Annotated in this window: 10 protein-coding genes; 3 read left to right on the top strand and 7 right to left on the bottom strand. The window is 67.8% G+C overall.

Annotated elements, in window-relative coordinates:
• The first annotated feature begins 55 nt into the window (after window positions 1-55).
• Both A5784_RS34425 and A5784_RS34420 read left to right on the top strand, forming a co-directional pair.
• Entirely contained in the window at window positions 56-3,346 is a 3,291-nt protein-coding gene (locus A5784_RS34425; RefSeq protein WP_064949357.1) for an arabinosyltransferase domain-containing protein, read from the top strand.
• Window positions 3,343-6,561 carry an arabinosyltransferase domain-containing protein gene (locus A5784_RS34420; protein WP_064949356.1) on the top strand — a complete coding sequence of 1,073 codons (3,219 nt, stop codon included), beginning with the start codon at window positions 3,343-3,345 and terminating at the stop codon, window positions 6,559-6,561. Before A5784_RS34425 ends, A5784_RS34420 begins: the two co-directional genes overlap by 4 nt.
• Window positions 6,562-6,661: 100 nt before the next feature.
• Here the strand turns inward: A5784_RS34420 and efeB are convergent, their stop codons facing one another.
• Genes efeB through A5784_RS34395 form a run of 5 tightly spaced genes read right to left on the bottom strand, consistent with a single transcriptional unit; the run spans window position 6,662 to window position 11,860 of the window.
• Window positions 6,662-7,891: an iron uptake transporter deferrochelatase/peroxidase subunit gene (gene efeB / locus A5784_RS34415; protein ID WP_064949355.1), complete on the bottom strand. Its 1,230-nt coding sequence runs from the start codon at window positions 7,889-7,891 to the stop codon at window positions 6,662-6,664.
• A gap of 9 nt (window positions 7,892-7,900) precedes the next feature.
• A complete protein-coding gene (efeU, locus tag A5784_RS34410; RefSeq protein WP_064949354.1) occupies window positions 7,901-9,937 on the bottom strand; it encodes an iron uptake transporter permease EfeU in 2,037 nt (678 codons plus the stop codon).
• Between the two features lie 45 nt (window positions 9,938-9,982).
• On the bottom strand, window positions 9,983-10,984 hold the full coding sequence (locus tag A5784_RS34405) for a DUF4331 family protein (RefSeq protein ID WP_064949353.1): 1,002 nt from the start codon (window positions 10,982-10,984) through the stop codon (window positions 9,983-9,985).
• 16 nt (window positions 10,985-11,000) lie between these two features.
• On the bottom strand, window positions 11,001-11,429 hold the full coding sequence (locus A5784_RS34400) for an RDD family protein (protein WP_064949352.1): 429 nt from the start codon (window positions 11,427-11,429) through the stop codon (window positions 11,001-11,003).
• Window positions 11,426-11,860, bottom strand: coding sequence for a hypothetical protein (locus A5784_RS34395; protein WP_082945261.1), 435 nt, complete (start codon window positions 11,858-11,860; stop codon window positions 11,426-11,428). Before A5784_RS34395 ends, A5784_RS34400 begins: the two co-directional genes overlap by 4 nt.
• A 99-nt stretch (window positions 11,861-11,959) precedes the next feature.
• On the opposite strand from A5784_RS34395, the gene A5784_RS34390 reads away from it, so the two are divergent.
• A complete protein-coding gene (locus A5784_RS34390) occupies window positions 11,960-12,427 on the top strand; it encodes a hypothetical protein (protein ID WP_156750937.1) in 468 nt (155 codons plus the stop codon).
• On the opposite strand, the gene A5784_RS34385 is transcribed toward A5784_RS34390, so the two are convergent.
• Entirely contained in the window at window positions 12,401-13,924 is a 1,524-nt protein-coding gene (locus A5784_RS34385) for a sensor histidine kinase (RefSeq protein ID WP_064949349.1), read from the bottom strand. The genes A5784_RS34390 and A5784_RS34385 overlap by 27 nt on opposite strands.
• A complete protein-coding gene (locus A5784_RS34380; protein ID WP_082945260.1) occupies window positions 13,902-14,606 on the bottom strand; it encodes a response regulator transcription factor in 705 nt (234 codons plus the stop codon). Before A5784_RS34380 ends, A5784_RS34385 begins: the two co-directional genes overlap by 23 nt.
• Window positions 14,607-14,836: the final 230 nt, after the last annotated feature.

Raw genomic sequence — 14,836 nt, 5'->3', positions numbered from 1 at the left:
GCCACGCGGCAGGGGAAACCGGGGTTCACATGTGGGTCGCATACCATCGAGCCTCGTGCCGGGCGATGAGCGACATGAACCAGAGACAGCTAGTGCAGCCACTGATCGGTCCCGCATCGCACGCCTGATCGCGATCATCGCCGGCGTCGTCGGTGTGGTGCTGTGCGGTTTGGTACCCCTGCTGCCGGTCAGCCAAACCACCGCGACCGTCCTGTGGCCGCAGGGCACCGGCACCGACGGCAACATCACCGACATCACGGCACCGCTGGTGTCCGGGGCCCCGCATTCCCTCGACGTGTCGATGCCGTGCACCGCCGTGAGCACCCTGCCTGCGGCCGGTGGGCTGGTGTTCTCCACCATTCCGCCGGGCGGTATCGACGCCACCCGCAACGGCCTGTTCGTCCGGGCCACCGCCGACACCGTCTTCGTCGCCTTCCGCGACACCGTCACCGCGGTGGCCCCCCGGGCCGCGGTCGCCTCCGGCGCCTGCAGCACCCTGCACGTATGGGCCAACGTCGGCGGCGTCGGCGCGGACTTCATCGGCATCCCCGGCGCCACCGGCACCGCGGCCGTCGAGAAGAAACCCCAGGTCGCCGGTGTCTTCACCGAGCTCAAGGTGGGGCCGCAGCCGGGCCTGTCAGCCCGCGTGGACGTGGACACCCGGTTCATCACCAAGCCGACCGCGCTCAAGATGCTGGTGATGGTGCTCGGCGTGGTCTGCGTGGTGGCCTCGATCGTGGCGCTGGCCGTGCTGGACAGCCTGGGCGGCAGGCGGGCCTCGAACCCGTGGCGCCGGTTCCTGCGGGTTCCGGTCGCGACGTGGATAGCCGACGCAGGCGTGGTCGGCACCCTGTTGCTGTGGCACTTCATCGGCGCCATCTCCTCCGACGACGGCTATAACCTCACCATCGCGCGGGTGTCCGCCGATGCCGGTTACCACGCCAACTACTTCCGCTACTTCGGCACCAGTGAAGCGCCGTTCGACTGGTATCAGTCAGTGCTGGCGCACCTCGCGGCGATCAGCACCGCCGGCGTGTGGATGCGCCTGCCCGCCACCCTCGCCGGTATCGCGACGTGGCTGCTGCTGAGCCGCTGGGTGCTGCCGAGGCTGGGCCGCCGCATGGCCACCAACCGCATCGCGGTGTGGACGGCCGGCGCGGTGTTCGTGGCGGCGTGGCTGCCGTTCAACAACGGCCTGCGGCCCGAGCCGCTGATCGCGTTCGGCGTGCTCGCGGTGTGGGCTCTCATCGAGGCGACCATCGCGACCCATCGGGTGTGGCCTGCGTGCCTGGCCATCATCGTGGCGATGTTCAGCGTGACACTGGCCCCGCAGGGACTCATCGCGCTGGCCCCGCTGCTGGTCGGTGCCCGCGCCGTCGTCGGCATCATCCGCGCGCGGCGCATCGTGCTACCGGCAGTGGCCGGGCTGGCCGGCTCCGCGGCGCTGATCTTCGTCATCGTCTTCCGGGACCAGACCCTGGCCACCGTTGCCGAATCGGCCCGCATCAAGTACACCGTCGGGCCGACCATCTCCTGGTACCAGGAATTCCTGCGCTACTACTTCCTCACCGTGGAAGATTCCGTGGACAGCTCGCTGACCCGGCGGTTCGCGGTGCTGACCATGCTGTTGTGCCTGTTCGGCATGATGGCCGTGCTGCTGCGCAAGGGCCGGGTGCCCGGGTTGGCCAGTGGGCCGGTGTGGCGGCTGCTCGGTGTCACCGCGATCGGCCTGCTACTGCTGCACTTCACTCCGACCAAGTGGGCCGTGCAGTTCGGCGAGTTCGCCGGGCTGGCCGGTGCGCTCGGCGGGGTGACGGCGTTCGCGTTCGCGCTGGTCGGCCTGCACAGCCGACGCAACCTCGCGCTGTATGTGACGGCGCTGCTGTTCGTGCTGGCCTGGGCCACCTCCGGCATCAACGGCTGGTTCTACATCGGCAACTACGGCGTGCCGTGGTTCGACCGTCAGCCTGTGATCGCCGGGCATCCGGTGACGTCGATGTTCCTGGTGCTGGCCATCATCACCGGTGTCCTGGCCGGCTGGCTGCACTTCCGCATCGACTACGCCGGGCACACCGAAGTGGCCGACACCCGCCGCAACCGGGTACTGGCCTCCACACCGCTGCTCGTGGTCGCCGTCATCATGGTCGTGCTCGAAGTCGGCTCGATGGCCAAGGGCTTCGTCCAGCGCTACCCCGTCTACACCACGGCGGCAGCCAACGTACGGGCCCTGGCCTCGGGGCTCTCGAACACCAGCTGCGCGATGGCCGACGACGTGCTGGTCGAAGCCGACACCAACGCTGGCATGCTGCAGCCGGTACCTGGCCAGACCTACGGCGAGTACGGGCCGCTCGGCGGTGAGAACCCGGTCGGCTTCAACCCCAACGGCATCAGCGACACGCTCGAACCGCCGAAACCCGTCGTCGCCAACCCCGGCACCGTGAACTCCGACGGCTCGCCCAACAAGCCCAACGTCGGCATCGCCTACGCCGCGGGCACCGGTGGCGGCTACGGTCCGGTCGGCGTCAACGGATCCCGCGTGTACCTGCCGTTCGGCCTCGACCCTGCCCGCACCCCGGTGATGGGTAGCTATAAGGAGAACACCGTCGCGGCCAAGGCCACCTCAGCCTGGTATCAGCTGCCGCCGCGCAGTCCCGACCGGCCGCTGGTCACCGTGGCGGCCGCCGGAGCCATCTGGTACTACGACGAAGAGCACGAATTCCACTACGGCCAGTCGCTGAAGCTGCAGTGGGGCGTGCACCGTCCCGACGGCAGCTACCAGGCGCTCGACTCGGTGCAGCCGATCGACGTGTTCGCCCAATTCGCTTGGCGCAACCTGCGTTTCCCGCTGGCCTGGGCGCCGCCGGAGGCCAACGTGGCCCGCATCGTCGCCGACGACCCGAACCTCAGCGACGACCAGTGGTTCGGCTTCACCCCGCCGCGGGTGCCGACGCTGCAGACCGCGCAGCAGTTCCTCGGCTCGCAGACGCCCATCATGATGGACATCGCGACCGCCGCGAACTTCCCGTGCCAGCGCCCGTTCTCCGAGCACCTCGGTGTCGCCGAACTGCCGCAGTACCGCATCCTGCCCAACGTCAAGCAAGTGGTGGTGTCGTCGAATATGTGGCAGTCCGCGCAGAAGGGCGGCCCCTTCCTGTTCATCCAGGCGCTGCTGCGCACGTCGACGATCCCGACGTACCTGCGCAATGACTGGTACCGGGACTGGGGCTCGATCGAGAAATACGACCCGGTGGTGCCGCCTGAGCAGGCACCCGTAGCCACCATCGATCAGGGGACCAAGCGAGTGTTCGGCTGGAGCCGACCCGGACCGATCCGGGCTCTGCCATGACCACGACAGAAGTGAAGCCTGCCGAGAGTGCGCCGACGGCGGCGAAAGACGTGAAGACGGCCCGCTGGGTCGCGATGATCGCCGGCCTGATCGGCTTGCTGTGCTCGGTGCTCACGCCGTTGCTGCCGGTGGTGCAGACGACGGCGACGCTGAACTGGCCCCAGGGGGGTCAGCTCAACAGCGTCACCGCACCGCTGATCACCGAGACCCCGGTCAAGATGACGGCGACGATCCCGTGTGACCTGATCCGCTCGCTACCGCCCGAGGGCGGCCTCGTGTTCGGCACCGCACCCAAGGAGGGCAGGCAGGCCCCGCTCAACGCGCTGTTCGTCAACGTCACCAGCAAGCGCGTCGACATCACCGACCGCAACGTCGTGATCTCCAGCGTGCCGCGCGAAAAAGCCGTCGGGCCCCCGGGCTGCTCGCGCATCGAGATCACATCGTCTGAGGCGGGCACGTTTGCAACGTTCGTCGGGCTGACGGGTGCCGACGGTAAAGAGCTGCGCACCGGCTTCGCCGACCCGAACCTGCGGCCGTCGATCGTCGGCGTCTTCACCGAGCTGAGCGGACCTGCGCCGCAGGGGCTTTCGCTCTCGGCAACGATCGACACCCGGTTCACCACAAAACCTACGGCGCTCAAGCTGACGGCCATGCTGCTGGGTATCGCGGCCACCGTGATCGCGGTGCTCGCGCTGTGGCGCCTCGACCGGCTCGACGGCCGCCGGATGCACAGCCTGATCCCGTCGCGGTGGCGCACGTTCAGTGCGGTCGACGTGGTGGTGGTCGGCGGGTTCCTGGTGTGGCACGTGATCGGCGCCAACTCGTCCGACGACGGCTACATCCTGCAGATGGCCCGCGTGGCCGATCACGCCGGATACATGTCGAACTACTTCCGCTGGTTCGGTAGCCCGGAAGACCCGTTCGGCTGGTTCTACAACCTGCTGGCGCTGATGACCCACGTCAGCGACGCCAGCATCTGGATGCGACTGCCCGACCTGATCTGCGCACTGGTGTGCTGGCTGCTGCTCTCGCGTGAGGTGCTGCCCCGGCTCGGGCCTGCCGTCATCGCAAGCAAGCCCGCGCTGTGGTCGGCAGGCCTGGTATTGATGGCCGCGTGGATGCCGTTCAACAACGGTCTGCGTCCCGAGGGCCAGATCGCCACCGGCGCACTCATCACCTACGTGCTGATCGAGCGCGCCATCATCTCCGAACGACTCACCCCCGCGGCGCTGGCGATCATCGCGGCGGCGTTCACCCTCGGCATTCAACCGACCGGCCTGATCGCCGTGGCCGCGCTGCTGGCCGGTGGCCGTCCGCTGCTGCGCATCCTGGTGCACCGCCGTCGCCGGGTCGGTGTGTGGCCGCTGGTGCTGCCGTTGCTGGCCGCGGGCACCGTGATCCTCACCGTGGTGTTCGCCGACCAGACACTGGCAACGGTGTTGGAAGCCACCAGGATTCGCACGGCCATCGGACCGAGCCAGGCCTGGTACACCGAGAATCTGCGGTACTACTACCTGATCCTGCCGACCGTCGACGGCTCGCTGTCCCGCCGGTTCGGGTTCATCATCACCGCGCTGAGCTTGTTCACGTCGATGTTCATCATGTTGCGGCGCAAGCGCGTTCCCGGCGTGGCCCGCGGACCAGTGTGGCGCTTGATGGGCATCATCTTCGCGACCATGTTCTGCCTGATGTTCACCCCGACCAAGTGGGTGCACCACTTCGGCCTGTTCGCCGCCGTGGGCGCGGCGATGGCAGCGGTGGTCACCGTGCTGGCCTCGCCGGTGGTGCTGCGCTCGGCGCGCAACCGCATGGCGTTCACCTCGGCCGTACTGTTCGTGATGGCACTGTGTTTCGCCACCACCAACGGCTGGTGGTACGTCTCCAGCTACGGCGTGCCGTTCAACAACGACAAACCGGCCATCGGTGGCATCACCGTGAGCGCCATCTTCTTCACGCTGTTCATCGTCACTGCGCTGTGGGCATTCTGGCTGCATTTCCGGCCGGGCACCGAGAGCAGGGTGACGCGGTTGCTGACCACGGCGCCGGTGCCCGTGGCGGCCGGATTCATGTGTGTGGTGTTCGTCGGCTCGATGCTCTACGGCGTCGTGCGTCAGGCCGGGACCTACTCCAACGCGTCGTCGAACCTGCAGGCACTCGCCGGTGGCTGCGGGTTGGCCGACGACGTCCTGGTCGAACCCGACCCCAACAACGGTTTCTTGACCCCGCTGCCCGGTGACTACGGTCCGCTCGGGCCGCTCGGCGGGGCGGCACCGACCGGCTTCACCCCCAACGGCGTGCCGGATCACATTGTCGCCGAAGCCATCCGGCTGACGGTGCCGATGCCCGGCATCGACGCGGACTGGGATGCTGCGGCCAAGCTCAAGACCCCGGGCATCAACGGCTCGACCGTGCCGCTGCCCTACGGCCTGGACTCGGCCCGGGTGCCGGTGGCAGGCAGCTACGTGGAAGGGCCCGCGCAGCAGGAGAGCAAGCTCGCGTCGGCCTGGTACCAGCTGCCCGCACCCGACGCCGGGCATCCGCTGGTGGTCGTCACCGCGGCCGGAACCATCACGGGCAACAGCGTTTTCAACGGCCGCACCGAGGGCCAGACCGTCGAGCTGGAATACGGCCGTCCGGGGCCTGGTGGTGCCCCGGTGGCCGCGGGCCGGCTGGTGCCCTACGACCTCGGGCCCATCCCGTCGTGGCGCAACCTGCGGTTCGACCGCAGCCAGATCCCGGCCGACGCGACGTTCGTGCGCATCATCGCCGAGGACAAGTCACTGACACCCGGCGACTGGATCGCCGTCACCCCGCCGCGGGTGCCCGAGGTCAAGACCGTGCAGCAGTACGTCGGCTCCGAGCAGCCAGTGTTGATGGATTGGGCGGTGGGCCTGGCCTTCCCGTGCCAGCACCCGATGCTGCACGCCAACGGCGTCACCGAGATCCCGAAGTTCCGCATCACACCGGACTACAACGCCAAGATGAAGGACACCGACACCTGGGAGGACGGCCTCAACGGCGGCCTGCTGGGCATCACGGATATCCTTCTGCGGCAACGTGTGATGGCGGCGTACCTCAACAAGGACTGGGGCCGTGATTGGGGCTCGCTGCGCAAATTCGACACCATCGTCGACGCGACACCGGCGCAGATCGAGCTCGGCACCGCCACCCACAGCGGGCTCTACAAGCCGGGCAAGATCCGCATCAAGCCGTAGCGTCTTCCTGCCGAGTGGCCAGTTATGCACGCATTTTGGGCGATTTGCGTGCACAACTGGCCACTCGGCGGGCTGGCTCGACTCGGCTGGCTCAACTCAGCTAGCTCAACAGGGCCCGGCCGTACCAGTCGTGATCGTCGGCGAGGCCCGGCAATGCGAAGAAGTAGCCACCGCCGAACGGCTGCACATAGTCGACCAGGGGTTCGTCGTTGAGCCGGTTCTGCACGGTCTCGAACTGCCGGTCGATGTCCTGCTGGAAGCACACGAACACGTGCCCGGACTGCATGTTGCCGTTGCGATCAACGCCCAGGTCGTAGTTGTACGACCGCCGCAGCAGCCGCTGATTGTCGGTGGCGGGTGTGCGCGGGTTCGCGAGCCGGATATGGGCGTCGAGCGGGATGGTCTTGCCCTTGGCGTCGGCGGCATAGTCGGGGTTGTCGAACTCGTTGTTGCCGTCCAGCGGAGCCCCGCTGTCGCGGCGGCGACCGAACATGCGCTCCTGCTCGTTGATCGACACGCGGTCCCAGAACTCCACGAGCATCCGGATGAGCCGGACCACCATATAGCTGCCGCCGTGCGACCAGGCCGGCTCGGCAGGGTCGGTCACCCAGATGAGGTTGGCGGCGTCGGTCGACACGGGGTTTCCTGTGCCGTCCTTGAAACCGAGCAGGTTGCGGCCGGTGCCCGACGGGCGTGACGGTGAGTTGTACCCGTCGATGCGCCACCGCATCTGCATCGAGCCACGCACGCTACGCATGATGTCGCGCAGCGCGTGGTGCACGGTGTCGGGATTGTTCGCGCACAGCTGCAGCAGCACGTCGCCGTGTGACCACTGTGGATCGGGAAAATCGTTGGGGAACACCGTCATCGGCTTGAGCTTGCCGGGTTTGCGATCAGCCAGGCCGTAGCGCCCGTCGAACAGGCTGGCGCCCAGCGCGACGGTGACGGTCAGCCCGTCGGCCGGGATCACCGGTCCCAGCACCGCGCTGTCGGCAGGCGGCTGCGATATCCCGAGTTCGGGCGGCGTGCCACCGGCGGTGAGGAACCGGGCCCGCTCGGTGAGGGCGGCGAAAGTCTGTGCGAGCCCGGCTTTGTCCTTTGCGGTGACGTCGAAGGCGATGTGGCTGGCGAAGTTCTGCTTCTCGGCGGGCGGTGGCGTCAAGATGCCGGACTGGTGTTCGGCGTGGAACGGATAGCGCTCGGGCGGTGCGGCCACGGTCGCGGCGTTGGCGTCCACCGCCTTGCCTTCGAGCAGCACGGCACCCGTGATCGCGGTCCCCGCGGCGCCTGCGGCGGCACCACGCAGGAAATGCCTTCGGCTGACATCCATTTGCGGCTCCTAACGGCTGACCGGTAGTTCGATGACGAGCGGCACCGACGCCAGTGTCTCCAGTGCCTGCCCCAACGCCGCGTTGACGGCGTTACGCTGCGCGGCAGAAGCCTGACTCAACGGCACCCAGCGCGTCGCACGCAACGCGGCATCCAGTGCGTCGAGGTCGGAATTGGCCTGCCCCAACAGCTTCGGTGCACGTGGCCTGATCAGTGGGGCGAACTCCCCGAGCACGGCGCGGGTCGCCTCGACCGACGCGGCGGTCTCCGCGTACTCGGTACCCGCACCCTGGTTGGTGTAGCCGGCCAATTGGAACCGCAGCATGTCCTCGAGAATCTCGTGGGGTCGCTTGGTCTGGTCGGCGGGCTCGGGCATGGCGTCGGTCAGGTTGACCCGCAGCTTGGCCACCTCGGTGGCCAGCGCATCGGCGACCGGCATCAGCTGGGTGGGCGATTGTCCGTGCCACAGGCCGTATTCGAGGCGACGCAGCCCGGCGAAGTCGGGGTCGTTCACGCCGCCGGGCAGGCCGTGCGGCAGACCCGCGATGGCGTCGCCGTAGTCTCCGAAGCTGCCGTATGCGGCGCCGACGCGGTTCCAGGTCAGCATCGCCGGCGTCCAATCCGCTTTCGCCGCAGCGGTGTTCCCGCCGGCAAGGTCGGCCCTTATGCGGTGCACCTGGTCACTCAGCGTCGCGAGCAGACCGTCGACGTAGAACTGGTAAGCCGCCATGGCCGGCTTCAGGTCGTCTTCGGTGACGCGCACGATCGACGCCGGGGCACCCGGAACATCTTGTCCGCTGACCTGTTTGGCCTGCGAGACCACCGCGGGTTGCCCCGCCAGCAGGCAGGTGAACTTGTAGCTGCCGGAGCCCAGATTGGCCGTCATCGGCGCGCTGGTGGCCGGGCCCAGAGTCTCGATCTCGGCGACGACGCCGTTATTGGCGTCCACGAGGTTGATCTCACCGGTCTTGCCGGAGTTGTTGACGACGGTGAACGTCTGGTTGCCCGGGCGCACGGTGGACCAGTCCGCCGCGCACGAGTCGGCGGTGACGGTCACCCGGGTGGCGTCGGCGGTGGCGCCGGGCAGCAGCGCGATGACCGTCGCGGCGATCACGGCGGGCACCACGACGACTGCGACGGCCACCGCCACCGGCCGGTGGGCGATCAGCCGGCTCACCGCGGAGGGTTCCGACGGTTCTGCGGGCTTCGCCGGCGCCGGGGCCTGCTGCGACGACCGCAGGAAGGCCGGTATGACGACGACGAGGTAGCCGGCCCACGCCAGCGCCTGCAGCACGGTCATGCGTGGGGTCAGCTGGGTGATGCCGGTGATGATGGTGACCCACCACGAGTCGGCGGAGATGTGGCCACTGAGGTCGAAGGCGTACCAGGACCGGCCCGGTAGCCAGCCTGCGGTCTGCAGATCGCCGATGCCGTAGGCGAGGATGCCTGCGGCGATGACGATGAGCACCACGGCCGTGCGGGTGAAGAAGGTCTTGAGGTTCATCCGCACCGAGCGCCGGTACAGCAGCCAGCACAGCACGACGGCGATCGCCAGGCCGGCGGCGCCGCCGAGGATGGGGCCGATCGATTCCCCGGCGGCCTTGGCCGCGGTCCAGAAGAACAGCGTGGTCTCCAGGCCTTCGCGGGCGACCGCCAGGAAGGCGGTCAGCGCCAACGCCCCGGAGCCGAGCATCAACGCCTCGGCCACCTTGCCGCTGAGCTCGCCGGACAGGTGGGCCGCCGTGCGCGACATCCAGAAGATCATCGCGGTGACCAGCACCACCGCCAGGATGCTCAGCAAGCCCCCGACGATGTCCTGGCCGACGCCGCCGAGCGAACTCGTCGTCGCACTCAGCACCGCCGCGAAGCTCGCGGACACCGTCAGAGCACCCAGCAAACCCAGCCAGACCGGCGCGGTGGGCCGGCGGGCACCGTCGGCCAGCGGGGATTTGTGCACGGCGGCCAGCAGGATGCTCACCACCAGGCCCGCTTCCAGGCCTTCCCGCAAACCGATCAGCAGGTTCGGCACGGCGTCGGATAGCATCACCTAATTAAGGTAAGGCACACCAACTGAGAGGCCGCTGTGGATGCCTCAGTGCGGCGGCCCGAGATACGGAAACACCTGCAACGTGTCGGTGTGCGGGCTCAGACCTGACGGCGGGCACTCCCCCTTGGTCAGCGAAGCGAGCCGGTAGTCGATCACGTCGTCGGTGAACACGCGGCCGTTCGGGTACTTGGCCGGTTTCGACGGGTCGAACGTCAACATGTCAGGCAGGATGCCTTCGGCGTCGATGGCGGCGATCGCCTCGTCGTCCGTGTAGCCACCGGTGTGCCCCAGCAGGTGGATGAACTGGCCCATCCAGCGCTCCCGGTCGTGGATCGGCACGCTGGCGTTGTACTCCAGCTTGGTGTCGTCGGTGTTGAAGAAGCTGCTCACCGACGGATGCCCGGCCCGGTCCACATGCTGCAGCTCACCGTCGACGCGCACGCTGCACCGCCCCCAGATCCGGATGTCGGGGTCGGCGCCGAGCTGCGCGGTGGGCAACTCCAGGACCATCGAACACACGTTGGCCTCGGTGTTGGAATCCACGCCTGTCCAAGGGTATTGGCCGCTGAGGTGCAGTGCGGTGAAGTTGCGGCCGCCGCGGATGTCGAACAGGTTCTTGATGCCATCGAAGTCGAAGAAGAAGGCGTCGCTGCGGGCACCCGCGAAGAACGTGTAGTCATCCGTGCGGGCGATCACCGGTTCCTTCCCGAACGACACCTCGACGCCACCGAAGATCCGCTCCCCCACGGCCTCGGGTGATTCCGCGTCGTCACCGGAGGCCAGGTACACGTCGACGGTCTGACGGCCGTCGGCGGGCTCGGAGAACACGTAGCTGAACGCGATGTCGTTGCGCAGGTCACCGTCGTTGTCGATGGCCAGGCGGTAGATCGCGTCCGGGTGCAGGAAGTCGGCCTGCGGGTTGGCGTTGAGGATCAGCACCGTACGGGTCGGGTCCGCCGGTGACTGGAAGGCATACAGATCGCACAGATCGAGTCGCTGATCGCCCAGCGGTGGTCCGAGGCTCAACCCGGTGAAGTGGTTCGACATGGTGCTTATCCAACCGCTATACCCGCGCGTAGACCACCCGACTGCCCAAAACGATGTCCTGCAACGACCTTCGCCGCTTGTCGACCGCCACCCACAGCAGACCGAGCGGGAACAACACATAGGCCACCGCCCGTAGGAGCGCCACCACCGGTCCGAGTCGCTCAGACCGCCGACCGACCACGCGCAGCCCCATGACCACGGCCCCGACCGTGCAGCCCGACACCACCCAGCAGCCCGCCAGGTACAGAACCGACACCGCGAACATCACCGCCGAGGAGAAGATCGCCGAAACGGTCGGCAGGCTGAATGTGGTGGGGCCGAACATCAACCGCGTCAGGATCAGGCCGACGTACAACGCCGAAAGCACGATGCCGACGACGGCCAGGTCGATGACCGCAGCCACCCCCCGGCTGACGATTCCGGCCGGGCGCGCCTCCTCACTCACGACTGGTCCCGGTCGCGACCCAGCAACCGGTCGACGAACCCGGACACCATGTCGTCGGCCCGCTCGCCCTGGCTGCGGACGTCGGTCATCACCTCGGCGGTCACGGAATCGGTCGACCTGCGGATGATGGTCGGCAGGTCGATCCCGTCGACCACCTCGTTGGCCAGACCGACCAGGTCCACGCGCTGGCGCACCAACTCGTTGAGGTCGAGTTCGTCCAGAACCATCTCGACCACCTGCACGGCCACGGCGGTCACGACCGCCTTCACCGGTTCGATGCCCGCCGCGATGACGCGCTCGCCGCGTGCCGACAGATCCCCGCGCACCTGCTTGAGCAGACCGCCGAGCACGGGCAGCCGCTCAGCGCCGCGATAGACCGCGACCACGCCGCCGACAGCGGTTGCTGCCGCGCCCGCGGCAACCGTCACCACGGGATGGTCCTCGAGGCCTGACACGGTTCGAATCGTAGCCGCGCAGTGGTTGGCCGAACTTGGGATCGGTAACTGAGCCGGGCCCCTCTACTGATGGCCATGACACCACGATCCATACTCATCGCGACCGCCGCGGCATTCGCCGCCGGGTGCGTCGTCTCTCCCGCCGTCGCCACGGCCGATACGCGTGTGCACCTGGAAACCCCGTCCGGCAACATCCGTTGTGTGCTTGACATCTCGCCCACTACCGACGCTCCGGTGGCCCTTTGCCAGATCAGCGACCACACCTACGTTGCGGGGCCCTCGCGGGATGAGACCACCGGGGCGGCCTGCCCGTCGGGCAATGCGGGCCGCGACTTCCGCCTCGACACGGGCAGGCCCGCGTTCCTGCGGTGCTCCTATGCCGCGCTCGACGGCGGCGCCGGTGTGTGGGAGACGGCCGACGACGGCCAGTCCACCTCGTTGGGGCCCATCACCTGTGTCAGCGAAGTCGCGCGCATGACGTGCACCGACACCGGCAGCGGACACTTCTTCCGCGTGTCACGCGAGAGTTATCAGGTGGGCTGACGGGACTCTCGGCAGGCTGATGGTGAAGGTGGTTTCCCCGGGGACGCTGTGCACCGACACAGTTCCCTTGTGGGACTTGATAAGCGAGGAGACGATCGCCAGACCGAGGCCCGTGCTGCCTGCCCGGCGGGACCGTGACGAGTCGCCCCGGGTGAAGCGTTCGAAGATCTCGGGCAGTTGGTGTTCGGGGATGCCGGGACCGTTGTCGGTGACAGTCAGCACCGCCATCGCACCATCGGGACACGTCAGTGTGGTGTTGACGTGGGTGCCCGGTGGGGTGTGAATCCGCGCGTTGGTCAGGAGATTGGCCAGCACCTGATGCAGCCGCAGGCTCTCGCCGGAGACGATGACCGGTTCGTCGGGCACGTTGACCGACCACTGATGATCCGGCCCGGTCACCCGCGCGTCCATGACGATGTCGGCGGTGAGCAGGCACAGGTCGACATCGCTGCAGTCCAGTGGGCGTCCGGCATCCAGGCGCGCCAACAACAGCATGTCCCCGACGAGCTGAGTCATGCGCTTGGCTTCCACGTCGACGCGCCCGATGGCGTAGGCCAAATCCTCCGGCAGCGTGGAAGGGGCACGCAGAGCGACCAATTCGGTGTAGCCGCTGATGCACGCCAGCGGGGTACGCAGTTCGTGACTGGCGTCGGCGACGAACTGGCGCACCCGCATCTCGCTGGTATGCCGGGCCGACAGCCCATCGGCTATGCGGTCCAGCATCTGGTCGAACGCCATGGCCAGCTGACCGACTTCGGTGTACGGGGACTGCGGGCCGGTGCCGACAAGCACTGTGGGAAAACGTACTTCGCCTCGGCCGAGCTCGAGCTGCGCGACGCGCCGGGCTGCCAGGGCGACGCGGGACAGCGGGGCGAACTGCCTGCGGATGACGACCACACCGGCCACCGTCGCCACGATCAAGGCCACCGCGGCCACCGCCCAGAAGATGCCCATCAGCGACACCAAGGTCCGGTTAACGCCGTCGAGCGACAGACCCGCCACCACGAGGTTGCCGTCGGAGGCGGGGGTGGCGATCAGCTCGTATTCGCCTACGCCGTCGAGGAATCGGCGCACAGGATGACTGGTGGGCACATCGACCAGTTGGCTCGCCGCATCCGGTGACAGTTCGTCGCGCGAACCGTCGGTGGTGATGACGGCGGCTTCGGTGATCCGGCCGCCGACGACGACCGCGCCGACGGTGCCCGTGGATTGCCCTGGCGCATCGAGGAATACGGGACCGGGCCCGTCGAAGTGGACGCCCGGCGGCGGACCGAGATCGTAGAACGTCACCGAGCGTGCTGCCGCGTCGCGCACCTGGTTGTCGAGCTGGCGCAGCAGGAATCGTTGTGTCGCCAGCAGGGTTCCCGCACCGACGACCGCACATACGCATGCCAGTAGGACCACCAGCACCACCACCAGCCGGGTCTGCAGTGACCAGGTGCGCGGGCTGCGGATCCGCGCCGGCATGCAGAGATCAGCGGGGCGGTTTGAGGACATAACCGACTCCGCGAACGGTACGGATCAACGGGGTGCGTCCGGCATCGACCTTGCGCCGTAGGTACGAGATGTAGAGTTCGACGACGTTGGAGCGCCCGTCGTCGTCATGGTTCCAGACCCGTTGCAGGATCTGGGCTTTGGTCAGCACCCGTTGCGGATTGCGCATCATGAACCGGAGCAGTTCGAATTCGGTTGCCGTCAATAGGATCTCGTCGCCGTTTCGGGTCACCTCATGGCTGTCCTCGTCGAGGATCAGGTCGGCGACGATCAGCCGGGCGTCGCCGGTGTCGGCAGCCACGCCACTGCGCCGCATCAGCGCCCGCAGCCGCAGCACCAGTTCCTCGACGCTGAACGGTTTGGTCACATAGTCGTCGCCACCGGCTGCGAGCCCCGCGATGCGGTCCTCGAGAGCCTCCTTGGCCGTCAACAGCAGCAATGGCAGGTCCGGGCGTGCGCCGCGCAGCTTCTGCAGCACGTCGAGGCCGGACATATCGGGCAGCATGATGTCCAGGACCACCACGTCGGGCGGGTCCTGCTGTGCCAACCGGATCGCGGCGGCGCCGTCCGCGGCCGTCGTCACCTGCCAGCCTTCGTAGCGCAGGGCCATCGAGACCAGTTCGGCGAGCCCGGGTTCGTCGTCGACCACCAGGACGCGGATCGAGCTCCCGTCGGCACGGGTCATCACGGATCGGTTGGCGGCTGCCACGGCTGTCTGCACCATCCGATCGTCGTGGCACCTGTTAGCCGTCGCCTGTGGGATTCGTGTGCACAAGCTATGGATAAGCCACGCGGTGTCTCTTATACACATCTCCGAGCCCACGAGACTACGCTGCATCTCGTATGGCGTGGTGTGCTTGAAAAAAAAAACGGGGGGGGGGGGGGGGGGGGGGGGGGGGGGGGGGGGGGGGGGGG

This window comes from Mycobacterium sp. 852013-50091_SCH5140682 (genome assembly GCF_001665685.1).
GTDB lineage: Bacteria > Actinomycetota > Actinomycetes > Mycobacteriales > Mycobacteriaceae > Mycobacterium.
The sequence above is the reverse complement of the archived record's forward strand: the minus strand, read 5'-3'. Positions and strand labels throughout refer to the sequence as shown.

Coding starts and splice junctions, on each gene's coding strand:
- A5784_RS34420 (WP_064949356.1), top strand. CDS start 3,343: ATGACCACGACAGAAGTGAAGCCTGCCGAGAGTGCGCCGACGGCGGCG.
- efeB (WP_064949355.1), bottom strand. CDS start 7,891: ATGGATGTCAGCCGAAGGCATTTCCTGCGTGGTGCCGCCGCAGGCGCC.
- A5784_RS34405 (WP_064949353.1), bottom strand. CDS start 10,984: ATGTCGAACCACTTCACCGGGTTGAGCCTCGGACCACCGCTGGGCGAT.
- A5784_RS34390 (WP_156750937.1), top strand. CDS start 11,960: ATGACACCACGATCCATACTCATCGCGACCGCCGCGGCATTCGCCGCC.
- A5784_RS34385 (WP_064949349.1), bottom strand. CDS start 13,924: ATGTCCTCAAACCGCCCCGCTGATCTCTGCATGCCGGCGCGGATCCGC.
- A5784_RS34380 (WP_082945260.1), bottom strand. CDS start 14,606: ATGACCCGTGCCGACGGGAGCTCGATCCGCGTCCTGGTGGTCGACGAC.